Annotated in this window: 24 protein-coding genes; 11 read left to right on the plus strand and 13 right to left on the minus strand. The window is 75.6% G+C overall.

The window, feature by feature from the left end:
* Positions 1–47: 47 nt before the first annotated feature.
* Entirely contained in the window at positions 48–1,346 is a 1,299-nt protein-coding gene (locus H7K62_RS00130) for an ROK family transcriptional regulator (protein ID WP_222436835.1), read from the minus strand.
* Between the two features lie 138 nt (positions 1,347–1,484).
* Between H7K62_RS00130 and H7K62_RS00135 the strand changes: the two genes are divergently transcribed.
* The 3 genes from H7K62_RS00135 (at position 1,485) to H7K62_RS23375 (ending at position 4,006) form a co-directional block, all read left to right on the plus strand.
* Positions 1,485–2,156, plus strand: a complete 672-nt coding sequence (locus H7K62_RS00135; protein ID WP_370591519.1) for a glycosyltransferase family 2 protein — start codon at positions 1,485–1,487, stop codon at positions 2,154–2,156.
* A 106-nt stretch (positions 2,157–2,262) separates the two neighbouring features.
* Positions 2,263–2,709: a DUF2304 domain-containing protein gene (locus H7K62_RS00140; RefSeq protein WP_370591520.1), complete on the plus strand. Its 447-nt coding sequence runs from the start codon at positions 2,263–2,265 to the stop codon at positions 2,707–2,709.
* Positions 2,710–2,773: 64 nt separating this feature from the next.
* A complete protein-coding gene (locus tag H7K62_RS23375) occupies positions 2,774–4,006 on the plus strand; it encodes an LCP family protein (protein WP_186715303.1) in 1,233 nt (410 codons plus the stop codon).
* A 93-nt stretch (positions 4,007–4,099) separates the two neighbouring features.
* Here H7K62_RS23375 and H7K62_RS00150 read toward each other — a convergent pair whose 3' ends face one another.
* From H7K62_RS00150 to H7K62_RS00180, 7 genes are all read right to left on the minus strand, one after another.
* Positions 4,100–6,355 carry an ArnT family glycosyltransferase gene (locus H7K62_RS00150; RefSeq protein WP_186715310.1) on the minus strand — a complete coding sequence of 752 codons (2,256 nt, stop codon included), beginning with the start codon at positions 6,353–6,355 and terminating at the stop codon, positions 4,100–4,102.
* 225 nt (positions 6,356–6,580) lie between these two features.
* Positions 6,581–7,513, minus strand: coding sequence for a ferritin-like domain-containing protein (locus H7K62_RS00155; RefSeq protein ID WP_186715312.1), 933 nt, complete (start codon positions 7,511–7,513; stop codon positions 6,581–6,583).
* Positions 7,514–7,569: 56 nt separating this feature from the next.
* Positions 7,570–8,607 carry a cell wall-binding repeat-containing protein gene (locus H7K62_RS00160; RefSeq protein WP_186715314.1) on the minus strand — a complete coding sequence of 346 codons (1,038 nt, stop codon included), beginning with the start codon at positions 8,605–8,607 and terminating at the stop codon, positions 7,570–7,572.
* Positions 8,608–8,687: 80 nt separating this feature from the next.
* The gene (locus tag H7K62_RS00165; protein WP_370591521.1) at positions 8,688–9,641 is read right to left on the minus strand and encodes a ferritin-like domain-containing protein; all 954 of its coding nucleotides are present in this window, start codon (positions 9,639–9,641) and stop codon (positions 8,688–8,690) included.
* Between the two features lie 335 nt (positions 9,642–9,976).
* Positions 9,977–10,462 carry a 5-(carboxyamino)imidazole ribonucleotide mutase gene (purE, locus tag H7K62_RS00170; RefSeq protein WP_186716336.1) on the minus strand — a complete coding sequence of 162 codons (486 nt, stop codon included), beginning with the start codon at positions 10,460–10,462 and terminating at the stop codon, positions 9,977–9,979.
* A 105-nt stretch (positions 10,463–10,567) separates the two neighbouring features.
* On the minus strand, positions 10,568–11,047 hold the full coding sequence (locus H7K62_RS00175; RefSeq protein ID WP_186715316.1) for an Asp23/Gls24 family envelope stress response protein: 480 nt from the start codon (positions 11,045–11,047) through the stop codon (positions 10,568–10,570).
* 17 nt (positions 11,048–11,064) lie between these two features.
* Positions 11,065–11,736, minus strand: a complete 672-nt coding sequence (locus H7K62_RS00180) for an RNA polymerase sigma factor (protein ID WP_370591522.1) — start codon at positions 11,734–11,736, stop codon at positions 11,065–11,067.
* Between the two features lie 228 nt (positions 11,737–11,964).
* Here H7K62_RS00180 and H7K62_RS00185 point away from each other — a divergent pair, with 228 nt between their 5' ends.
* From H7K62_RS00185 to H7K62_RS00210, 6 genes are all read left to right on the plus strand, one after another.
* Positions 11,965–12,426, plus strand: coding sequence for an Asp23/Gls24 family envelope stress response protein (locus H7K62_RS00185; RefSeq protein WP_186715318.1), 462 nt, complete (start codon positions 11,965–11,967; stop codon positions 12,424–12,426).
* Between the two features lie 7 nt (positions 12,427–12,433).
* Entirely contained in the window at positions 12,434–12,835 is a 402-nt protein-coding gene (locus H7K62_RS00190) for a hypothetical protein (RefSeq protein WP_222436836.1), read from the plus strand.
* Between the two features lie 124 nt (positions 12,836–12,959).
* Entirely contained in the window at positions 12,960–13,151 is a 192-nt protein-coding gene (locus tag H7K62_RS00195; protein ID WP_186715320.1) for a DUF2273 domain-containing protein, read from the plus strand.
* Positions 13,152–13,192: 41 nt separating this feature from the next.
* Complete coding sequence (locus tag H7K62_RS00200; protein ID WP_186715323.1) at positions 13,193–13,645, plus strand: Asp23/Gls24 family envelope stress response protein; 453 nt, start codon at positions 13,193–13,195, stop codon at positions 13,643–13,645.
* Positions 13,642–14,262 carry a DUF6286 domain-containing protein gene (locus H7K62_RS23380; RefSeq protein WP_186715325.1) on the plus strand — a complete coding sequence of 207 codons (621 nt, stop codon included), beginning with the start codon at positions 13,642–13,644 and terminating at the stop codon, positions 14,260–14,262. Before H7K62_RS00200 ends, H7K62_RS23380 begins: the two co-directional genes overlap by 4 nt.
* The gene (locus tag H7K62_RS00210) at positions 14,259–14,849 is read left to right on the plus strand and encodes a hypothetical protein (RefSeq protein WP_186715327.1); all 591 of its coding nucleotides are present in this window, start codon (positions 14,259–14,261) and stop codon (positions 14,847–14,849) included. The genes H7K62_RS23380 and H7K62_RS00210 overlap by 4 nt, the downstream gene beginning before the upstream one ends.
* A gap of 77 nt (positions 14,850–14,926) precedes the next feature.
* On the opposite strand, the gene H7K62_RS00215 is transcribed toward H7K62_RS00210, so the two are convergent.
* Both H7K62_RS00215 and H7K62_RS00220 read right to left on the minus strand, forming a co-directional pair.
* A complete protein-coding gene (locus H7K62_RS00215; protein ID WP_186715328.1) occupies positions 14,927–16,366 on the minus strand; it encodes an amidohydrolase in 1,440 nt (479 codons plus the stop codon).
* A gap of 207 nt (positions 16,367–16,573) precedes the next feature.
* Entirely contained in the window at positions 16,574–17,860 is a 1,287-nt protein-coding gene (locus H7K62_RS00220; RefSeq protein WP_186715330.1) for a 5-(carboxyamino)imidazole ribonucleotide synthase, read from the minus strand.
* 87 nt (positions 17,861–17,947) lie between these two features.
* Between H7K62_RS00220 and H7K62_RS00225 the strand changes: the two genes are divergently transcribed.
* Positions 17,948–18,457 carry a GtrA family protein gene (locus H7K62_RS00225; protein WP_186715333.1) on the plus strand — a complete coding sequence of 170 codons (510 nt, stop codon included), beginning with the start codon at positions 17,948–17,950 and terminating at the stop codon, positions 18,455–18,457.
* 23 nt (positions 18,458–18,480) lie between these two features.
* On the opposite strand, the gene H7K62_RS00230 is transcribed toward H7K62_RS00225, so the two are convergent.
* The 3 genes from H7K62_RS00230 to H7K62_RS00240 are packed head-to-tail and all read right to left on the minus strand — an operon-like array spanning position 18,481 to position 21,424.
* Positions 18,481–19,749, minus strand: a complete 1,269-nt coding sequence (locus H7K62_RS00230; RefSeq protein WP_186715335.1) for an ATP-binding protein — start codon at positions 19,747–19,749, stop codon at positions 18,481–18,483.
* A 15-nt stretch (positions 19,750–19,764) separates the two neighbouring features.
* Entirely contained in the window at positions 19,765–20,487 is a 723-nt protein-coding gene (locus H7K62_RS00235) for a response regulator transcription factor (protein ID WP_186715337.1), read from the minus strand.
* 55 nt (positions 20,488–20,542) lie between these two features.
* On the minus strand, positions 20,543–21,424 hold the full coding sequence (locus tag H7K62_RS00240; protein WP_186716341.1) for a biotin--[acetyl-CoA-carboxylase] ligase: 882 nt from the start codon (positions 21,422–21,424) through the stop codon (positions 20,543–20,545).
* Between the two features lie 189 nt (positions 21,425–21,613).
* Here H7K62_RS00240 and H7K62_RS00245 point away from each other — a divergent pair, with 189 nt between their 5' ends.
* Positions 21,614–22,540, plus strand: a complete 927-nt coding sequence (locus tag H7K62_RS00245; protein WP_186715339.1) for an SMP-30/gluconolactonase/LRE family protein — start codon at positions 21,614–21,616, stop codon at positions 22,538–22,540.
* Positions 22,541–22,556 lie beyond the last annotated feature (16 nt).

Below are 22,556 nucleotides of genomic sequence, written 5' to 3' on the forward strand. Positions count from 1 at the left end.
GCCCGACCGACCGACCGGCCGCCGTGCCGGGTCGGCGAGCGGGCGTCTCAGTGCTCCAGCAGCAGGGTCGCCGACCGGGGGCTGAAGGCGTCCTCCAGCACCAGGCAGCCCGCGCCGACGGCGGCCACGTCCGCGCCGACCAGCGTCCCGCGGACCTCCACCGGGTGGATCTCCCGCGCCACGGCGCCGGACTGCACCAGCGGCGGCACCACCCGCAGGAACGTCCGCTCCAGCCGCGACCACAGCGGCCCGCCGAACACCACCTGCTCCACGTCGAGCATGTCCACGAGGTCGGTGGCGGCCTTCGCCATGCGGCGGGCGAGGTCCTCCAGCAGCGCCGACGCCTCCGGGTGACCGGCGTCGGCCAGAGCGCACACCTCGGCGAACGCCGACGCCACCGACGCCCGGTGCTCCGCCACCTCCGCCGTCGGCCGGCCCGCCAGGTCGTCACCGGAGTCGAGGTCCCACCGGCCCACGCCGAGCCGCTCGGCCTCCCGCACCAGGTGCAGCGGGCCGCTCGACTCCCCCAGGCAGCCGGCGAGCCCGCACGGGCACTCGGCGCCGCCGCGGCCGGTGACGAGGTGCCCGACCTCCCCGGCGTTGCCGGACGCGCCGCGGTACACCTCGCCGCGCAGCACCAGCCCGGTGCCGACGCCCGTGCCCAGGTAGAAGAAGACCGCGCTGCCGGTGCCGGTCACGCCACCGGACCACACCTCCCCCACCGCGGCCGCCACGACGTCCTTGTCGAGCACCACCGGCAGGCCCGTGGCCTGCGAGAGCAGGTCCCGCACGTCCACCCGGTCCCACCCCGGCAGGTTGGGCGGGTGCACCACGGCGCCCGCGGCGCTGTCCACCGGGCCGGGCGCCGCGACGCCCAGCCCCACGATGCGCTCCCGGTCGACGCCGGAGTCGGCGACGACGGCGTCGACGTCCCGCGCGACGTCGGCGAGCACCTGCCCGGGCCCGGCCCCGGGCCGCAGCGGGTGGTCCCGACGCGCCACCACGTGGCCCAGCAGGTCGAGGACGACGACGGTGACCACGGCCGGGTCGAGGTGCACGCCGATGGCGTACCGCCCCTGCGGCACCAGGCGCAGCAGCGTGCGGGGCTTGCCCGGGCCGCCGCCCTGCTTGCCCGCCTCCTCGACGAGGCCGTCGTCGAGGAGGCGCCGGCAGATGTTGGAGACCGTCTGCGCCGACAGGCCCGTCAGCACCGCCACCTCGACGCGGCTCAGGCCCGTGGCGTGGCGCCGGATCGCCTCGAGCACGACCACCTGGTTGTAGTCACCCACGCGGGGGAGGTTGGAGCCCCGACGCACACCCGTCGTCGTCGTCCTGGTCGGCGCCACCCGGCCAGGGTCGCACGCCGGGCGCGCCGCTGGTCACGGCGCTGCCGCGATCCGCTGCCGTGGTCACCTGACCGCTCGCGCCCCACGAGCCGCGCCGAAGTCCAGCGCACCGGCCCGCTCCGCCGTACCGTCGAGGGCGTGCTGGTGGAGGACGCCTGGGTGGTCGTGCCGCTCTACGACGAGGCCGCCGTCGTCGGTGACGTGGTGGCCGGGCTGCGCCGCACCTTCGCCCGCGTCGTGTGCGTGGACGACGCCAGCCGCGACGGCTCGGGCGAGGTCGCCGCGCGCGCCGGCGCCCGCGTGGTGCGGCACCCGGTCAACCTCGGGCAGGGCGCCGCGCTGCAGACCGGCCTCGCCTGGGCCCTGGCGGACCCGGGCTGCCGCTACGTGGTCACCTTCGACGCTGACGGCCAGCACCAGGTGGCGGACGCCCTCGCCATGGTCGAGCGCCTGCGCGCCGACGAGGCCGACGTGGTGATCGGCAGCCGCTTCCTCGACGGGCGCACCCGCGTGGGAGCGCTGAAGCGGGCCGTGCTGCGCGCCGGGGTCGTCTACTCCAACGCCACCACGGGTGTGCGCATGACCGACGCCCACAACGGGCTGCGGGCCATGACGCGGGAGGTGGCCCAGTCGCTGGACATCACGCAGAACCGGATGGCTCACGCCAGCGAGATCGTCGAGCAGATCGGACGCGGCGGCTGGCGCTGGGTGGAGCACCCCGTGGAGATCCTCTACACCGACTACTCCGTGAAGAAGGGGCAGTCGGTGCTCAACTCGGTGAACATCGTCACCGAGCTCATCTTCAAGTGACTCCCACCGAGCTCCGAGGCACCCGCCCGGGTGTCGACGTTGCTCCGTGTGGACAGGACCGCCACGCTGGGTTCCCGACGGCGTGCACGACAGCGAGGTGGACAGCGTGCTGATCAAGGCTCTGCTCATGGCGGGCATCGGCGTCGTGGCGCTGTTCTTCGTGCGCGGGCACTCCACGGCCCGCCACCAGGCGCTGCGCCGGGTGGCCGTGGTCGGCTTCGTCGGGCTGGCCGTGGCGTCCCTGCTCTTCCCGCAGACGTGGCAGTCGGCGGCGTCCCTGCTGGGCGTCGGCCGCGGAACCGACCTGCTGCTCTACGCCACGATCATCGCGTTCCTGGGCTTCATGGCCACCTCCTACCTGCGCACCCGCGACCTGCAGCGCCAGGTCACGGTGCTCAGCCGCCGGCTCGCGCTCGACGAGGCCGCGGCGCGCGCCGCCGCCGACGACGCGGCTGCCGCGCAGGCCGCCGCCCTCGCTGCCATGGCGACGACGACGGCGGCGCAGCTCGCGCCGCGGGCCCTGCCCACTCCGCGCTCGGTCGCCGCGGGCTGACGCCGGGCTGAGGCTTCAGCGCGTTCTCAGCCTCGACGGCGCCCCCGCGACCTACCCTCGGCAGGTGGCTGACGAACCGCGCTGGGGACCCGCGACGACCTACCGGTCGTCGCCGGGACTGCGCCGCGGCGCCGCCGGCCAGCGCAGCGGCTCCTCCTCGAAGCGCCCCGGCAGCGCCCAGCAGTCCCGCGCGGAGCGCGCCTACCGGGAGGACGGCGGCGGCGCGGGGCGCGTGGGCCCTGCCGCGGGGACCCCCCGCCGCCCGAACGCGCAGCCCCCGCTGCAGGGGCCGGGCGCGCGCCGCAGGCGGCGGCCGGTGAGGGCCGTCGTCGTCCTGGTCCTCCTGGCGCTCGTGGCGTACCCGGTGGCGCTCGGCGCGGTGGCCTACACGTCCGTGACGCGCGTCGGCGCCCTGCCCAGCTCCTCCGCGGCGGTGACGCCGGGGCAGACCATCCTGCTGGTCGGCTCCGACAGCCGCGAGGGCCTCACGCGCGACCAGATGGTGCAGCTGTCCACCGGGACCGACGTCCAGGGCAAGCGGACCGACACGATCATGCTGCTGCACCGGCCCAGCGGCGGCGGCCCCACGGTGCTGCTGAGCATCCCCCGCGACAGCTACGTGAAGATCCCCGGGCACAGCTCGAACAAGATCAACGCTGCGTACGCCTTCGGCGGGCCCTCGCTGCTGGTGCAGACGGTGGAGGGCGCGACCGGCATCCACGTCGACGGCTACGTGGAGACCGGGCTCGGCGGCTTCGCCAACCTCGTCGACGCGGTCGGCGGCGTGCGGATGTGCCCGGAGAAGGCCATCAAGGACCCGAAGGCGGGTCTGGACGTGCAGGCCGGCTGCCAGACCATGGACGGGCCGACGGCGCTCGGGTACGCCCGCACCCGCGACTTCGACGTCAACGGCGACCTCGGCCGCGCCCAGCGCCAGCGCGCCATCATCGGCGCCGTCGCCCACGAGGCGGCCTCCCCCGCCGTGCTGCTCAACCCGTTCCGGTCGTTCCCGCTGGCCGAGGCCGGTGGCTCGGCGCTGTCCGTGGACGACGGCTTCGGGCCCACGGACCTGTACGGCTTCGTCATGGGAGTCCGCGCTGTCGCCGGTGGCCAGGCGGTCTCGCTCAACGTGCCGGTCGCCAGCGCCAACCGCCGCACCAAGGCCGGTCTGGTGGTGGACTGGGACCAGGCGAAGGCCGAGCAGGTCTTCCAGGCCATCAAGGACGACGACACCGAGTCCGTCAAGGCCATCGCCGCCGCCGAGTCCACCGGCTCCGCGACCAGCGCCACCTCCTGACGCTCCCCCGGCGGGCCGGCAGGGGTACGGAACCGGCGGGCCGCGGCCCAGAGGGGGTGGACCGCGACCCGCCGGGGTCTGTGGGGCCGGGGGTCAGGCGCTGGCCGCCCCGGTGGCCGACGGGGCCGTGAGGTCGTAGACGGTGGTCCCGTCGACGTCCTGCGACGTGAAGTGGGACTCCACCCAGTCGCGGACCTGCGCGGAGTCGCGCTCAGCGGTGCCGCTGCCGCCCTGGAAGCCACCGACGGTGGCGCTGGCGATGAAGTAGTGGATGTCGCCGTCGGCCACGTAGCGCTGGAACTGCGCGAGGGTGGGCGAGGGGTCGGTGCCGTTGAAGCCGCCCACCGGCATCACCGGGTCCTGGGTGGCCAGCTGGTACCCGGCGGCGTTCTGCGAGCCGATGGCGGCCGCCACCCAGCGGTAGCGGCCGGCGTCCTGCTCGAGCAGCTGGACCAGCGCCGCGCTGGGACGGCTGGCGCTGAGCAGGCCCCCGCCGCCAGCGGCACCGCCGAACCCCCCGGTCCCGCCCGCTGCGCCGAGGCCCCCGAACCCGCCGGCCGTTCCCGGGAACTGCTGGGGCCCCGCCCCCGCCCCGGCCCCCGAACCGCCGCCGCGCGGGCCCGCCTGCCACTGCCGGCCCTGGACGGGCGGGACCGCCTGCCACTGCTGGCCCTGCCCACCCAGCTGGCCGCCGAGCTGACCCGGCTGGCCGCCCATCTGACCGCCGTGCTGACCACCGTGGCTGCTCCCCGACCAGCCGCCGTGCCCCGTGCGGCCGAAGCCCCCCGGTCCCGCCATCCCGGCTCCCAGCCCCCCGCTGACCGCCGGGCCGGCGCTCGGCAGCGACCCGGTGTGCGGGTTCCCCGCGGTGTCGACGGCGTAGGCGGTCGGTGCGGCCAGCGAGGCGACCACCGCGGCCCCCACCACGGACAGCCCCGCCGTGCGCGCCAGGCGCGGCAGCACCGGCACCGCCCGCAGCAGCACGAAGCCCAGGGCGGCGAGCAGGCCCACCGCGAGCACCAGCCACTTCAGCAGCGGGTAGTAGTCGCTGCTGCGCGTCAGCAGCACGAAGGCCCAGGCGGCGGTCAGACCGGTGGCCGCCGCGAGGGCCGCGGTCCCGAGCCACGAGGCGCGGGCCCGCCACACCACGGCGGCCCCCAGGCCCACCAGGGCGGCGATCGCGGGCGCCAGCGCCACCGTGTAGTACGGGTGGAAGATCCCGGACATGTAGCTGAAGACCAGCCACGTGGTGAGCAGCCAGGTGCCCCACAGCACCAGCGCGGCGCGCAGCGGGGAGGTCCGCGCGGACCGGCGCAGCAGCCACAGCGCCACCGCGCCGAGCACCAGCGCCGCGGGCACCAGCCACGTCACCTGGCCCCCGAAGGTGGTGCCGAGCAGCCGCAGCAGGCCGGTGTCGCCCCAGTGGCCGGCGCCCCCCGGGCCCACGGTGGTGCCCACGGAGCCCGTCTCCTGGCCGGTCAGCCGGCCGACGCCGTTGTAGCCGAAGGTCAGCCCCAGGAAGCTGTCGTCCTGCGAGCCGCCGATGTACGGGCGCGAACCGGCCGGCACCAGCTCCACCACGGCCACCCACCAGCCCGCCGAGACCACCAGCGCGGCCCCCGCGGCGAGCAGCTGCACCACGCGGCGCCCGAGATCGGGGCGCCCGAGCAGCAGGTAGGTGAGGCCGAACGCCGGCAGCACGAGGAAGACCTGCAGCTGCTTGGTGAGGAAGCCGAGCCCCACGAGCACCCCGGCGAGCAGGAGCCAGCGCGTCTGCGCCGACGTCGCCGCGGCCTCCACCGCCCTCAGGACGGCGACGGCGGCACCCGTCATGAGCAGCACGAGCAGCGCGTCGGGGTTGTCGAAGCGGAACATCAGCGCGGCCACGGGCGTCACCGCCAGCGCGAGCCCCGCCAGCAGCCCGGCGGGTGCTCCGGCCACGCGGCGCACCGACCCGTGCAGCAGCCACACGGCCCCGACGCCCATGAGCGCCTCCGGCACCAGCAGCGACCAGCTGGACAGGCCGAACAGCCGCACCGACAGCGCCATCACCCACAGCGAGGCGGGCGGCTTATCCACGGTGATGGAGTTGCCGGCGTCGGAGGAGCCGTAGAAGAAGGCCTCCCAGCTGCGCGACCCCGCCTGCGCCGCCGCGGAGTAGAAGGCGTTGGCCCAGCCGGACTCGCTGAGGTCCCACAGGTAGAGCACGGCCGTGCCGAGCAGCAGCACCACGAGGGCGGCGCGCGCCCAGGCCGGGTCCGCCGCGCGGCCGCGCCACCACCGGGTGGCCGCGCTCGGGGCGGGCACCTCGGCGGGGGCCGCGCTCGAGGCGGAGTACGAGAAGGTCATGGGTCAGCGCTCCCGGGGCTCACCGCGCCGGCGCCGCTCGAGGGCGCGCCGCGGCGCGAGGTCTGCTGGGGAGCCTCACCCCCGCCCCTGTGGACGGCGTCGGCACCGGCTGGGAGTGCGCTGGACGTCGTCGTCGTCGTCCTGCTGGCGGTCGGGGACGACGAGGGGCCCCGCCGGCGGTGCGCCGGCGGGGCCCCTCGTGACGAGCTGCGGGAGCGGCGGGGATCAGGTGGTGCGCAGGTCGCCGTTGAGCCCCTGGGGGTAGAAGCCGCCGCCGGAGACCCCGGAGGCGCCGTTGAGGTAGACGATGTTCAGCACCTGCTGCGGCGTGCGGCTGAAGGCGATGCCGTTGTCGTCGGTGGGCACGATGTTCGCGGTGGCGCCGCCGTCGGGGGTCAGCCCCTGGTCGAGGTCCGTGGATCCGTCCACGGCGTCGCGCACGTCGGAGATCTTCTGCGCGACGCCCTGCACGTCGGTGCCCATCTCGAACAGCGCCGACCGCACGATGCCCGCGTGGTACGCCTCCACCGCGAGGATGCCGGCGGCGGCCTCGAGGTAGGTCTTGTTGGTGATGAGGGGGGCCGCGCCCTTGTAAGCCGTGACGCCGACGTCCTCGAAGATGAACGCGCCGAGCAGGAAGCTCGTGTCGTCGGCGAACGGGTCGAAGGTCTGGCCCTGCTTGATGATGCCGGCGGCCACGGCCGCCGCGGTGAAGGACGCCTTGAGGTCGATCGCCGGGCGCGAGACCTTGGCGCCGCCCAGGGCGGAGCGCAGGAACGCCACGTGGGCGAGCTCGTCCTTGGCGATCTCCTCGGCGTACTGGCGGACGGCGCGGTTCTTGAACAGCACCTTGCGGCCGCCGGAGACGCCGCCCATCGTCCCGTTCCCGTCCGCCATGGACTGCGTGAGCCCGTGGCCGAAGGCGGCGTAGGAGTAGAACTCGGCCTCCAGGTACTCCAGGTTGAGCGCGAAGTTGAGCACGGTCGCGTCGCTGGGGGCGTCCGCGGCGTTCGCCGCGGACGCACCGGCGGTGCCGAGCGCGGTCGCACCGAGCGCACCCAGGCCGAGCAGGCCCGCGCCGCGGAGCATGGTGCGGCGGTCGTGCGCCGTCTCGCTGCTCCTGGTGATCATGTCGTTGACCAGTGCCTTGCCGAACATGGTGTCCTCGTCTCGTCAGCGTGTCAGGGGGTGGCGGTGGCGGGTCGCTGCGCGCGTCACTGCGCGGCGTCGGTGGCCTGCTGGGCCGCCTTGTCGGACACGGCGCTCTTGCCGCCGAAGATGAAGCCCGGGCCCGTGAAGTCCACGGCGTGCTTCTTGAGGTAGTTCGCCGTGGGCGCGCCGATGTCGTCGGGCGTCCAGGTGTAGAGGATCGGCACGCCGTAGTAGCCGGCCAGCGCCGAGGCCGACAGCGCGTCGACGGCGTTGAGGTTGGCCCCGCCCACCAGCGCCGCACCGGCGTAGGTGAAGTTCGCGGTGGCCACCGAGTCCTCGGCCACCGCCACGGCGGTGCCCTGGCGGTCGTCGCCGGCGAGGCGGCTGTTGGCTCCGAGGGCCTTGTAGGTGTCGTCGGAGACGACGGCCTTGCCGCCCACCACGGTGCGGTAGCTCACGCCGAGCTTGTCGAGGGCGCCCTTGGTGGCGTCCGGCACGTGGCCGGCCTCGGTGAGGAGGATCGGGGTGTTGTTCGCCCACGCCTGCGGGCCGACCGTCACGGCGTCGGCCAGCGAGGTGCCGGAGGTGATGTAGACGCGCTCGGGGGCGTAGTCCCCGGCGGTCGCCACGGCCGCGGCGGTGGCGTAGCGGTCGTCACCGCCGAAGCGCTTGACGGTGTAGTCGCCGGCGATGGCCATCTCCTGGCTCTTGGAGATGACGGCCTCGCCGCCGACCAGCCAGACGCGCTTGACGCCGAGGCGCTTGATCTCGTCGCGGGTGGCCTGGGGCGCCGCGTCGGTGTCGGTGTAGAGGATCGGCGCGCTCTTGAGGCCGGCGAGGTACGAGGCCGAGAGGCCGTCGACGGTGCGGGACAGGTTGACGAGGACGACGTCGTCGCTGCCGCCGTTCGGGTACAGCGCCTTCGAGGACTCGACGGCGGTCTCGACGCGGGTGGCGCCGCCGGTGCGCTGGTCGAACTTCACGCCGGTGGCGGCGGTGGCCGCGGACGCGCCGAGCAGGGTGATCGGCGCCACGGCGAGCGCGGCGAGCAGGGTGACGGCGGCGGCGCGAGTGCGCCGGCGCGGGGTGGGGCTGGTCACGGGGTGCCTCCTGGACGGGTCTGCTGGTCTGGTGGGGCTGACGACGGGACTGGCTGCTCGACGGGCCGGAGCTGCGCTGCTCAGGTGGTGGTCAGGCGCGCGTCGTCGTTGTTGGTGCCGTCGGGGAAGAACCCGCCCTTGGTGACGCCGGACGCCGGGTTCAGGTAGGCGATGTTGTGCACCTGCTGCGGGGACCGGCTGTACGCGATGGCGTTCTTGTCGGCCGGCACGAGGTTGGCGCGGTAGGCCTTCGGGTTGCCGGCGAGGACGCCCTGGTCGTCGTCGTTCGTGCCGTCGAGGGAGTCGCGGGCGTCGGAGATCTTGTTGGTGATCACCGCGACGTCGATGCCGAGGTTGTACAGCGACCGGCGGACCAGGCCCGCGTGGTAGGCCTCGACGGCCAGGATGCCGGCGGCCGCGCCGAGGTAGTCCTTGTTCGAGATGAGGGGGGCGCCGCCCTTGTAGGCGGTGACGCCGAGGTCCTCGAAGATGTAGGCGCCCAGCAGGAAGCTGGTCTCGTCCTTGAACGGGTCGAAGCTCTCCCCGGCCTTGATGACGCCGGCTGCGGTGGCCGCGGCGTTGAAGGCGTCGGTGAAGTTGATCGTCGGGCGGGCCACCGCGGCCGAGCCGAGCGCCCCGCGCAGGAACTTCACGTGCGCGAGCTCGTCGCCCGCGATCTCCTTGGCGTACTTCGCCACGGTGCTGCCGGCCTTGAACGGCACCTGCGAGCCGCCGGTGACCCCACCCAGCGCCTTGGTGCCGGTGGTGAGGCTGTCCGGCAGGCCCTGGCCGGTGGTGGCTCGGAGGTAGAACTCCGCCTCGAGGTACTCGAGGTTCAGCGCGAAGTTGAGGATCGCGCTGTCGGAGATGGGGGCGTCGGCGGCGTGGGCGTCCTGCGCCCCGACCGTCATGGCGGTCACCGCCCCCACGGCGCCGAGGCCGGCGAGGCCGGCGGCGCGCAGGAAGTTGCGGCGGTCCGCGGGGTTCTCAGCGCTGCGGCTGATCATGTCGACGACGAGCGGCTTCCCGAACACGGTGCCCTCTTCCTGCTGTCCGGGCAGCAGGGAGCGGCGTCCGCCGTCGACCCTGACCCGGTGGCTGTCCGGCGCCGCGACTGCATTGCGGCACCCCTCCCCCCAGCGGGGACGTCCGTGACGCTAGGTGCTCACCACGGCAAGACCCGGGACGTCTGTCGGCGCGTCGCGCGCGACATCGTCGGGAACGACGGCATGGGCCGGCACGGCACCGACATGCCCATGAACAGGTCTTTCGGTGCCGATCAGAAGGGTTCGCAGCCAACAGGACTGCGGATGGGTCATCCACTGTCTCCATCTCGGGAGACAGCTGGGGCGACGCAGAGTGACGCTCGTCAGGTGGCGCGGCGCTCCCGCAGCCGCGCCCCCTTGGCGTGCGCGACGTCGCGCAGCTCGCCCTGGAACTCGACCATGGCCGCGCGCAGCCGCGCGCCGAGGGCGTCCCCGCCCGCCGCGAGCACCCGCACGGCGAGCAGCCCGGCGTTGCGGGCCCCGCCGATGCTCACCGTGGCCACCGGCACGCCCGCGGGCATCTGCACGATGGACAGCAGCGAGTCCATCCCGTCGAGGTGCGCCAGGGGCACCGGCACACCGATGACGGGCAGGGGGGTGACGGCCGCCAGCATGCCCGGCAGGTGCGCCGCTCCCCCGGCTCCCGCGACCACCACCCGCAGGCCGCGGTCGGCGGCCCGGCGCCCGTAGTCGATCATCTCGTCCGGCATGCGATGCGCGGAGACGACGTCGACCTCGTGCGGCACGCCGAACTCGGCCAGCGCCTCCGCGGCGGCGCTCATGACCGGCCAGTCGGAGTCCGAACCCATGACGACGCCGACCAGCGGCAGCTCAGCAGCGCTCACGGGCGCCACCCTCCCACCTGCTCCGCAGCAGCGAGGACGCAGCCCGCGCCGTGCGCCCTCCGCCCCGGGTCACAGCCGCCGCGGGTCCACCTCGACGCCCCCGATGTGCACGTCCACCTCCACCACGGACTCGGCCGCAGACCCGAGGGCGCCCGCCCCGAGGACGGACTCCAGCGCCGAGGCGGTGCGCCGGCGGACCTCGTCGGCCACGGACAGCAGCGGCGCGCCGTACGCGGCCACCACCGAGACGGCGATGCGCTCCAGCCGGTCGTCCTCCCCCGTCGACAGGCGCACCGCGTCCGCGGAGGCGTCGGGGAGGGGCTCCAGCGCCCGCCGGACCACGGTGACGACCACCTCGGAGGCCACGGTGAAGCTGCCGGCCGCGTGGACGGCGCGGACCGGCGACGACGGCCGGAACGCCTTCATCGCGGCGGCGACCACGTCGCCGCGGACCTGCTCCCAGCCGTGGTCGGTGTGCTGGCGCATGGCGGCGGTGGCGGCGGCCAGGCGGTCGGCGCCGCGCGCCGGGCCCGCGGTCCCGCCGGTCATGCTGGGCTGCTCGCCCGTCATCGCCAGTCCTCCATCGCGACCTCGAGGGATGCGCGCGCCCGGGACAGGCGGCCGCGCACGACGTCAGGTGTGGTGGCAGCCACCTCCGCGATCTCCGCGTACGACAGACCCTCCACCTCGCGCAGCAGCCACGTGGACCGCTGCCCGGCCGGGAGCGTGCCGAGCGCCGCGTCCAGTGCGCGCACGAAGTCCTCCATCTCGACGATCCGCGCCGGGTCGCCGCTGGTGCTGGCGCCGACCCGGGTCCGGATCTGCTCGTCGTCCACCGGCTTCGGGGTCTTGCGCAGGTGGCGGCTCTGGTGGCGCCGGACGGCGTTGGTGACCAGCGTGAACAGCCACGTCCTCACGGCCGCGCGCCCCTCCCACCCGGGCAGCCCGCGCCAGGCGTCGGCGAAGGCGTCCTGCAGGCAGTCCGCGGTCTCGCTGGGGTCGTCCAGCATGCGCGAGGCGTAGCGGTGGAGCGCGGGACCGTGCCGGTCCACCAGCTGCGCGAAGGCGTCGCGGTCTCCGACCCGCGCGCGCCGGGCGAGCACGTCGTCGTCGATGCTCGACGCGCTGCGCTCCTCCAGCACCTCGCTGCCCGCGGGCGGGCGGTCGTCGTCGGCGGTGATGGCGTGCTCCCGCGGGTCGTGGCTCGACGTCCGAGCCGTGTGCTCGGAGCAGATCACCACCGATCGGGGGCGGCAACCCGAACTCGTCGTGCGCGATCCGAACGGCTGGTGCACGCTCTCTCCGAGGTCGTCACGATCTGTGACTCAGGTCACACCTGGTGGAGCGTGACGATCCAGCACCACCTGACTCTCACCTTGTGTCACGCACTCCGGGGGCAGCCCCGGGGCGAACGTGGAAGACCCGCCAGACGGCCACGAGGCCGACGATCGAGAGGACCGCACACCATGTCCCAGACGACTGACAAGACTTCTGCCGCCGTCGTCAGCTCGGCCAAGCCGGGCGCGCTGGCCAGCACGCAGGGCTCCACCACGATCGCCGACACCGTCGTGTCGAAGATCGCCGGCATCGCCACCCGCGAGGTCAACGGCGTGTTCGCCCTCGGCGGCGGTGCCGCCCGCGCGATCGGCGCCCTGCGCGAGCGCATCCCGGGTGCCACCACCAACCACGCCCAGGGCGTCTCGGTGGAGGTCGGCGAGAAGCAGGCCGCCGTCGACATCAACCTCATCGCCGAGTACGGCGTGTCCATCGCCGACCTGGCCGCGGGCGTGCGCCGCAACGTCATCGCCTCCGTGGAGCGCATGACCGGCCTGCAGGTCACCGAGGTCAACATCGACGTCAACGACGTGCACATCCCGTCCGAGGACGACGAGGACGACGAGCCGGCCAAGCCCGCCCGGGTGCAGTGACGTCCCGATGACCCCGTCCAGCCCCGCGGAGCCCGTCCGCGTCGACCCAGAGGCCCAGACCCTCGTGCCGGGTGAGGTCCTCAGCACCACGGACGACACCGTCATCGAGGGACGCGTCCTCGAGCCCGTCGACGTCGTCGCCGCCGCGGTGCTGGCCGTGCCGGGGGTGGCCGCCCTCCACAGCGGCCCCCTCGGTGGAGTCGCCACCTTCCTGCCCGGTCGCCGGGTGGCGGGGGTGGCCCTGCGCGAGAGCGGCACCTCGGTGCACCTCGTGCTGGAGACCACCGCGGACATCCGCGCCACGGCCGAGGCCGTGCACCGCGCGGTGGACGCGCTCGGTCCCGCTGTCGCTCCGCAGCCGGTCCACGTCCACGTGGAGGACCTCGCGGCCCCGGCGCCCCGCGCCTGACCCGCGCAGCGGTGGGGCGCGCCGGCCGCGGTCACCAGACCGCGGCCGGCGCGCCCCCCGCACCCCACCCCGACCGCCTGACGGATCCGCGGTCACCCACGTACCGACTCGGAGGAGAACCACCATGTCCAACGCAGTTCCCGCTTCCTGGGCCGCCGCTCTCGCCGGTCTGCTCCTGGCGATCGCCGGCATCGAAGGCGGCTTCGGCGGTCTGGTCGCCGCCCTCGTCCTCGGCGCCATCGGCTGGCTCATCGGCGCACAGGTCGAAGGCCGCATCGACGTCCTCGGCGCCCTCGGCCGCCGCAGCCGTGGCTGACCCGCGCTCCGGCAGCAACCACAGGCAGAGCTGAGGTCTCCATGACCACCCTCACCGACACCCCGCACAGCGAGCAGCTGGCAGAACCCGGCCAGCGCGGCTCCCTCCAGGTCTCCGAGCGCGTGGTGGTCGCCATCGCCCGCGCCGCCGCCATGGAGGTCACCGGGGTGGCCACCCCCACCCAGAACAAGAGCGCCTCCAAGGCCGCCGGTGGCGTCAGCGGCATCACCAGCCAGATCGGCGACCAGCTCACCTCCGCGGTGGGACGCACCCTGCCCCGGGCCTCCGCCCAGGTCGCCGGCGACCGCGCCCGCCTCAGCGTCGAGATCGCCCTGCTGTGGCCCCACTCCGCAGCCACCGTCGCCGCCGCCGTGCGCGAGCACGTCGCCGCGCGCCTGCGCGAGTACGCCGCCACCACCACCGACACCGTCGCCGTCACCATCTCCACCGTCGTGCGCGACCAGCGCACCACCACCACCAGGAGGGTCCAGTGAGCACCCCCACCCAGACCCGCCAGCAGACCAGTCAGACCAGTCAGGCCAGTCAGAACGGTCAGGCCGGTCGGTCCGGCGCCCCGCTGCGCCCGGCTCCCCTGCCCACCGGCGCCGGCCGCATCGGCTGGCTCGGGCCCCTGCTGGCCGTCCTGCTCATCGCCGTCGCCGTGCTGCTGGGCCAGGACGCCTGGGTCCGCCTCAACGGCGCCCAGAGCTCCTGGCTCGGATCGGTCATCTCCGCCCTGAACGGCCTGGCCCCCTCTGCGGCCCTGGCCGTGCCCGCCGCCATCGCCATCATCATCGGCCTGCTGCTGCTGGGCGCGGCCTTCTCCCGCCGCAAGCGCAAGGCCCTGGTCCTGCGCGGAGACCTCGGCGCCCACCTGACCACCCGCGACGTGGCCCGCCTGGCCTCCGGCGCCGCCCGCCAGGTCGACGGGGTCCTGGACGCCTCCGCCTCGGCCACCCGCCGCAAGGTCACCGTCGAGGTCACCACCACCGGTGATGGCGCCACCCGCACCGCCGTGCAGACCGACGTCCAGCGGGCCCTGTCGGCCCTGGCCGACGCCCCCAAGGTCACCATCAACGCCACCACCGCCGACAAGGAGGCGAGCCGATGAGCCGCAAGACCGCAGGCTTTGACCGCCTGGCCGTCTTCGTCCTCGGCCTGGTCCTGCTCGCCGGTGGCGCCCTCGTGGGCGCCTGGGCCCTGGACCTGCTGCCCCAGCTCGGCGTGCCCGCCTCCGCGGTCCCCCAGAAGATCTCCACCGCCGGCGCCACCGACCTCACCGGGGCCTCGTGGTGGGCCTACGCCACCGCCGCCGCCGCCGTCGTGCTGGGCCTGCTGGGCCTGTGGTGGCTGCTGGCCCACATCCCCCACCGCGGCGCCGACCCGGTGCGCCTCCCGGGTTCTTCGGCGGCGGGGACCCTGGTCCTGGACGGGGACGCCGCCGTGGCGGTGGCCGCCCAGGTCATCTCCGAGGTGCCCGGGGTGCGCTCGGCCAGCGGGAAGATGGTCTCCGAGCGCGGTCAGCTGATCGCCGAGCTGGACGTGGTCGCTGACCCCGAGGTGGACCTGGTCGCCCTGGACCACGCCATGGTCGCCGCCAGCGCGGACCTGAACACCGTCCTGTCCCGCGCGGACGTGCGCGGACGGGTGCACGTGGCCATCGCCCGCCGCTCCAAGGGCCTGACCCGCGTCGCCTGACACCACCGTCACGACAACACCCAGGTGAGAGCCCCGCACGCCCCGCGTGCGGGGCTCTCACCGTCCCCGGACGGGGGTCAGGGCTCGTAGGTCTGGATCCGCCCTGCGTCCCGACGCGTCAGCTCAGCCAGGCGCGGGCGGAGCTCGGCGAGCACGGCCGGCACGTCGACGGTGAGGAGCCGCCGGTCGCGCACCACCACCCGGCCGTCCACCACCACGTGCCTGACGTCGCCGGGGCGCGCGGCGTGCACGAGCGTCGCCGCGAGGTCGTGCACGGGCTGGAGGTGGGGCGCGGACAGGTCCAGCAGCGCCACGTCCGCCCGGTGGCCGGGAGCCAGCCGCCCCACCGCGCCGCGCGCCGAGCCCGGGTCGGCCAGGTGCAGCGCCTGCGCGCTCTGGGTGGTGGCGTGGTGCAGCACCTGCCGGCTCGTCATCCAGCGGGGGTCGGCCTCGCCGCCCAGCGACTTCTGCACCAGCGACGTGACCTCCAGGCTGGCCCACAGGTCGAGGTCGCCGTTGCTCGCCGCGCCGTCGGTGGCCATCCCCACCGGGACCCCCGCCCCCCGCAGCGCCCTGATGGGCGTCGTCCCGTGCGCGGACTTGAGGTAGAACCGCGGGCTCGACGCCACCCCCACCAGGCCGCGCTCCGCGGCGCGCGCGAGCAGGGGCAGGTCGGTCTCGACCACGCCGGTGGCGTGCGCCACGAGCAGCGGCACGTCGAGGAGCCCGGTGCGGTCCAGCACCTGCACCGGGGTCACCCCCGAGCGCTCGAGGCTGGCGCGGGTCTGCTCGGCGGTCTCCGCGGCGTGCAGGTGCACCGGCAGGTCGTGCTCGCGCGCCAGGACCGCGAACGCCGCGAGGTCCGGCTCGCTCACCGTGTAGGGCGCGTGGGGCGCGAGCCGCGTGGTCACCCGGCCGCCCGCCGCCCCGCGCTGCCGCAGGGCGAAGTCGAGGCCGCGCTCACGGCCGGCCTCCCCGTCGGAGGAGAAGCTGGCCCAGCCGAGGTCAGCCCGGGCGCCGCTCACCTCGACCGCACGGGCGACGGCGTACATGTGGAAGTAGTGGTCGGCGAACGTCGTCGTCCCGCCGAGCAGCATCTCCGCGCAGGCGAGCAGGGCGCCCAGCTCCACGTCGCGCTCGGTGAGGTTGGACTCCATCGGCCAGATGCGCTCGTTGAACCAGGTGTGGACGTCGACGTCCTCGGCGGCTCCCCGGAACAGCACCATCGCCGCGTGCGTGTGGCAGTTCACCAGGCCGGGGACGGCGAGGAACCCGCGCCCGTCGAGCACCTCCGCCGGTGGCGGGGCGCCCTGGTGCTCCGACCGCTCGCGGGCGGGACCGACGCGCGTGATGAGACCGCCGCTGACCTCGACGTCGACGTCCTCGGCGAAGCCGATGCCGTCCGGGCCCTCGTCACCCCCGACGCCGTGCACGAGCGCGGTGCAGCCCTCGACCCGCAGGTCGACGCGCTGGGCCGTCGCGTCGTGCGGGCTCGCGTCAGGCGGGGACTGGTCCACGCCTGCACTCTGCCAGCGGCCCGCGGAGCTGACCTCGGTCACCTCCGCGGCTGACCGAGGTCACCTGCGGACGCGTCGGCCCAGCACCGATGCGCCGGAACTGACCGAGGTCACCTGCGGTGGAGGCCCGCACGACCCCGGGGTGCGCACAACGCCCATGATCACGGCGGGGTGTGCGCAGAACGCCCATGATCACGGGGCGGAGGGTCAGCCGTCGACGGTGCCGGTGATGTAGTCGGCGGCGTGAGCGGCGCGGGCGCGGACGGCGTCGAGGTCGTCGCCCCAGGCGGTGACGTGCCCGATCTTGCGGCCCGGCCGCACCGACTTGCCGTACAGGTGCACCTTGACGGCGGGGTCGCGCGCCATGACGTGCAGGTGGGAGTGGAAGAGGTCGGGGTAGTCACCGCCGAGGGCGTTGACCATCACCGTCCAGCGGGCGCGCGGCTCGGTGGAGCCCAGCGGCAGGTCCAGCACGGCGCGCAGGTGCTGCTCGAACTGGGAGGTCACCGAGCCCTCGATGGTCCAGTGACCGCTGTTGTGCGGCCGCATCGCCAGCTCGTTGACGAGGAACCTCGACGAGCCGTGCGCGCCGCCACCGTCGGTGACGGGCACCTCGAACCCCTCGACGGCCATGACGCCCGTGACGCCCAGCTCCCCGGCCAGGCGCAGCGCCAGCGCCGTCGCCTGGGCTGACAGGTCGTCGTCGAGGTCCGGCGCCGGGGCGATGACCTCGCGGCAGACGCCGCCCACCTGGACGGTCTCCACCACGGGCCAGGCCGCCGCCTGCCCCGAGGGCGAGCGGGCCACCATCACGGCCACCTCGCGGGTGAAGCGCACGGCCTCCTCGGCCAGCAGCGGCTCCCCCGCCGCGCGCTCCAGCCAGGCGGCGGCCTCCTCGAGCGAGGACACCACGAGGACGCCCTTGCCGTCGTAGCCCCCGCGGGGGGTCTTCAGCACCAGCGGCCACCCGGCGCGCTCGCCGAAGGCGCGCAGGTCGTCCGCCGAGCGGACCTCCGCCCACGCCGGCCCGGCCACGCCCATGGCGTCGAGTCGGCGCCGCAGCAGCAGCTTGTCCTGGGCGTGCTCGAGCGCCTCCGGGCCCGGCCGGACGGCGACGCCCTCGGCCACGAGCGCGCGCAGGTGCTCGGTGGGGACCTGCTCGTGGTCCAGGGTGAGCGCGGCGGCGCCCTCGGCCAGGCGGCGCAGGGCGGCGAGGTCGTCGGGGCTGCCGAGCTGCACGTCGGGCACCACCTGCGCGGCCGACTCGGCGGCGTCGGTGGCGAGCACCCGCAGCCGGGCGCCGAGCCCCACCGCGGGCGGCACGGTCATCCGGGCGAGCTGGCCCGCACCGACCACGGCGACCACGGGGAAGGTGGTCTCGGTGGCCCCCGCGGTGCCGTCGCGCGCGTCGCGCGCGTCGTCGGCTCCGCCGGGTGCGCCAGCGGGCGACCCGGCGGGGGTGTCAGCGGAGGTGGCGTCGGGCGTGGCGGTCACGGCCCCCGAGGGTAGGGGGTGCCTCGCGACTCCACCGCAGGCGCCGCACGGGCGCCCCGGCGTCCGCGCGACGCCTACGGTGGAGGCGTGCAGGTCCTCGCCAGCTCCCGCGCCCTCGCGGGCCGCCTCTGGCGCTCGCACGGCCGCGAGCTCGGGGCGTTCGGCGTAGTGGGCGGCCTCGCGTTCGTCGTCGACGTCGGCCTGTTCAACCTGCTGCGCTTCGGCGGCAGCGGCCTGCTCGCCGACCAGCCCCTCACGGCCAAGGTGGTGTCGGCGTCGGTCGCCACGGTGGTCGCGTGGGCCGGCAACCGGTGGTGGACGTTCCGGCACCGCAACCGGCCCGCTGCCCTGCGGGAGCTGGGCCTGTTCGTGCTGATGAACGCCGCCGCCCTGCTCATCGGCCTGGCGGTGCTCGCCACCAGCCACTACGTGCTGGACCTGCGCGGGCCGCTCGCCGACAACACCGCCAACCTCGTGGGCATCGCCCTGGGCACCGCGTTCCGGTACGTCGCCTACCGGCTCTGGGTGTTCCGCCGTCCCCGTGCCGCCGGTGGGGACGGGCGGTCCAGCTCGGACCGGAGCACCGTCCGGGCCTGAGGACCGTCCGCACCCGAGCACCGTCAGGGCCGCGAGGGGGCGGCCCGCAGGAACACCGCGAAGGTCGCCGGGCGCATCCGCGCCAGCTCCAGCCGACCGCCCTCGGCGGTGACGAGGTCCCGGGCCAGCGGCAGGCCGAGCCCCGTGCCCGACGCCCCGCTCACGGCCCGCTCGAAGACGCGCCCGCCCAGCTCGGGCGGGACCCCCGGCCCGGAGTCGCTCACCTCGAGCACCACCCACTCCCCGCCGCGCTCGCTGCTGGCGCGCACGCGGACCCGGGTGGTGCCGTCGCCGTGCACGAGGCTGTTCTCCAGCAGCACCGCCAGCGCCTGGGCGAGCGGTCCGGCGCCGGCCACCACCCGGGTGGTCGGCGAGAGCGGCTCCACCACCAGCTCGCGGCGGGCGCGCTCGAACGCGGGTCGCCACTCGGCGCGCTGCTGCTCCAGCACCCCTGCCAGCACCAGCGGCTCACGGGGCGCGCTGGCCTGCAGGCGGGCGCGGGCGAGGAGGTCGTCGACCACCCCTGACAGGCGCTCGACCTGCTCCAGGGCCACCTGCGCCTCGGTGGCGACGGCGGGCTCGCTGGTGGTGGCGAGCACCTCCTCCAGCCGCATGGACAGCGCGGTGAGGGGCGTGCGCAGCTGGTGGCTGGCGTCGGAGGCGAACTGGCGCTCCACGGCCAGCCGCGCCTGCAGCTGGGCGGCGCTGCGCACAAGGGCCTGTGCCACCGAGTCGACCTCCTCCACGCCGCTGGGCGGCGGGGTGGTGGGCACCTGGCCGGACCCGAGGCGCTCGGCGCGCTCGGCGAGGTCCTCCAGGGGGCGCACCAGGCGGCGGCCCTGCACGAGGCCGACGGCGGAGCCGGCCGCCACCGCGCCGGCGGCCAGGCCCACCACGAGCACCACCAGCTGGGCGTCCGCGGCCCACAGGCTGCTGCGCGCGGCGGTGACGGTGACCGCGAGGCCGTCGGCGGTGCCGGCGTGACCCACCACGGTGGAGCCGGTGGTGTCGGGTCCGGCCCTGACGGTGCTGCCGTCGGGAAGGTCCACCACCACGCTGGCCGGCCAGCGCCCGTCGCTGCGGGCGCTGCGCTCCAGCACCTGCGGGTCCACGCGGCCGCCGGTGGCCAGCCGGCTGCTCGCGGCGGCGAGCACGGCGTCGGCGCGCACCTGCACGCTGGTCCGCGCCTGCTCCGTCTGCAGCACGAGCCCGGCCACGCACAGGGGCAGGCCGAGCAGGAGGACGGCGAGGACGACGGCGGCCATGGTGGCCGCCTGCACGCGGCGGTGCACCCGCTGACCCCGCCGTCAGTCGCGCTCGAAGCGGAAGCCGACGCCGCGCACGGTGGTGATGTACTGCGGGTCGCCCGCCTCGTCGCCGAGCTTCCTGCGCAGCCAGGAGACGTGCATGTCGAGGGTCTTGCTGGAGCCGAACCACTCCAGCCCCCAGACCTCCTCCATGAGGACCTGCCGGGGCACCACGGTGCCGACCTCGCGCAGCAGGACGCGCATGAGCTCGTACTCCTTGGCGGCCAGGACGAGCGGCACCTCCTGCCCGGGCTCCAGGGGGCGGCCGTCGTCGTCGACGTCGCCCTCCCTGGCCACCTTCCACGCCTTGCGGGCCGTCGGGTCCAGACGGACCCCGCGCCCGTGCAGCTGCAGGGCGGTGACGTCCCCGCGGCGCAGGAGGGCGCGGGCGCGGGCCAGGAGCTCGGCCACCCGGAAGGGCTTGGAGACGTAGTCGTCGGCGCCGGCGTCCAGGCCCACCACCAGGTCGACCTCGTCGGAGCGGGCGGTGAGCACGAGGATCGGCACGGCCACCCCGTCGGCGCGGATGCGGCGGGCCACGTCGAGCCCGTCCATGTCCGGCAGGCCCAGGTCGAGCACGACGAGGTCGAGCTGGCGCCGCGCCGAGGCCAGGGCGCCGGCGCCGTCGCTCTGGACGTCGACCTCGTACCCCTCCCGCTTGAGCGCGCGGGCCAGCGGCTCGGAGATGGCCGTGTCGTCCTCGACCAGCAGCACGCGCTTCACGGACGCCAGGGTATTGACAGGGCTGCGCGCGTCGAGCCGGCGAGCGGCGCCGGGGTCAGCGGACGTGGACGACGTCACCCGCCGAGACGGGCACCGGCCCCTCGTCCGCCGCGGCGCCCTCGCGCCGCACGAGCAGGCGCCCGTCGCCGTCCAGGCCCTCCGCGACACCGCGCAGCTGCGCCCCGCCGGGCAGGTGGACGACGACGTCGCGCCCGAGGGTCGTGCACGCCTCCGCGGCCCGCGCGGCCAGGCCGCTGGCCGCGGCGTCCCCGCCGGCGGCCTCGAAGCGGGCCAGCTCGGCGGTCAGCGCCCGGACGAGGGCCCGGACGAGCACGTCGCGGTCGGTGGAGGCCGCCCCCTCCAGGCGCAGGGACGTCGCGCCCCCCAGCCCCCCGCCGTCGAGCTCCGCCCGCGTGGTGGTCGCGTTGACCCCCACGCCGACGACGACGCCGGCGGGCCCCGTTCCCGCGACCGCCCCGGGGAGGACCTCGACGAGGATCCCGCAGAGCTTGCGGCCCTCGACGAGCACGTCGTTGGGCCACTTCACCTGCGCCGGCAGCCCCGCGAGGTCGCGGACCACGCCCACCACGGCCACGCCCGCGAGCAGCGGGAGCCACCCCCACGCCTCCACGGGCGCCTGGGGGCGCACCAGCAGCGACAGCGCCACCCCGGACCGGGGCGGCGCCTCCCACTGCCGTCCCAGCCGGCCTCGCCCACGGGTCTGGGAGTCGGTGGTGAGCACCGACGGCGCGGGCCAGGCCCCGGGGTCGGCCGCGGCGCGGGCCAGCAGCTCGGCGTTGGTCGACCCGACCTGCCCCACCACCTCCAGGCGCGCCAGCGGGCCGCCGGGCGCCAGCAGGGCCCGGCCCAGCGCCTCTGCGGACAGCGGCGGTCGGTCGAGGTCGCTCCAGCGTCCCGGGGTGCTCACGGGCTCCATCCTCACCGGGGCTCGGGCGCCGGGCGCAGCGGCGCCGCCCCGGGCCGTGGTGGCGCCCAGACGCATGATCGTGGGCGGGGACGGGAGCGGCGGCCGCCCACCCCACTCCCGCCACGATCATGCGGCTCCGCGCCAGCTGCACCGCACCGCCGCTGCGCGGTCGTCGGCGTCCTCGCCTAGCGTCGAGGGGTGCCCACCGCCGCGCAGCTGACCGAGCCGATCGCCGAGCACGGGGAGGGGCCGGTCTGGGACGCCGACGGCGGCCGCCTGCTCGCCGTGGACCTCGAGCGGGGCGACCTGCTGGCCGTCTCCACCGGCGGGGAGGTGTCGACGCACCACGTGGCCGACGCGCTGGCCTGCGTGAGGCCCCGCCGCGAGGGCGGCTGGGTGGTGGCGGCCCGGCGCCGGTTCGCGCTGGTCGACAGCGTCACCGACCTGCTCGCCGGCCGCGAGGAGCCCCGCATGCTCCCGCCGTTGTGGGACGACGCGGAGCTGCGGTTCAACGAGGGCGGGTGCGACCCGCAGGGCCGGTTCTTCTGCGGGTCGATGGCCTACGGCGACGGCGGCAAGGGCGGCGAGCCGGTCGGGGTGCTGTGGCGGCTCGACCCTGACGGCAGCGCCCGCCCGGTGCTCGACGGGCTGACCATCCCCAACGGCCTGGCGTGGAGCCCCGACGGGCAGCGGGCGTACCACGTCGACTCGCCCTCGGGGGAGATCAGCCTGCTCCACGTGGCGCCCGACACCGGTGAGGTGCTGGACCGGGAGCCCTGGGTGCGGCTGGCCGACGTGCTCGGCGCAGACCCCGGCGGCGTGCCGGACGGCCTCGTCGTCGACGCCGAGGGCGGCGTGTGGGTGGCCGTCAACGGCGCGGGGGCCGTGGTGCGCCTGGACGCCGGCGGCGGGCTGAGCGAGCGCGTGGACGTCGGCGTCCCCGGCGTCACCGCGTGCACCCTCGGCGGCACCGGCGAGGGGGACGACGGCACGCGCGGCGGCGCGGTGCTCTACGTGACCACCTCCACGCAGGGGGTCGACCTGGACGCCCACCCGGCCTCGGGCTCGGTGTTCAGCCTGCCGGTGGAGGTGGCCGCCCTGCCGCCCCTGCGCTACGACGGCTGAGGCGGTCGCGCGCGAC

The sequence above is a fragment of the Quadrisphaera sp. RL12-1S genome, assembly GCF_014270065.1.
Classification (GTDB): Bacteria; Actinomycetota; Actinomycetes; order Actinomycetales; family Quadrisphaeraceae; genus Quadrisphaera.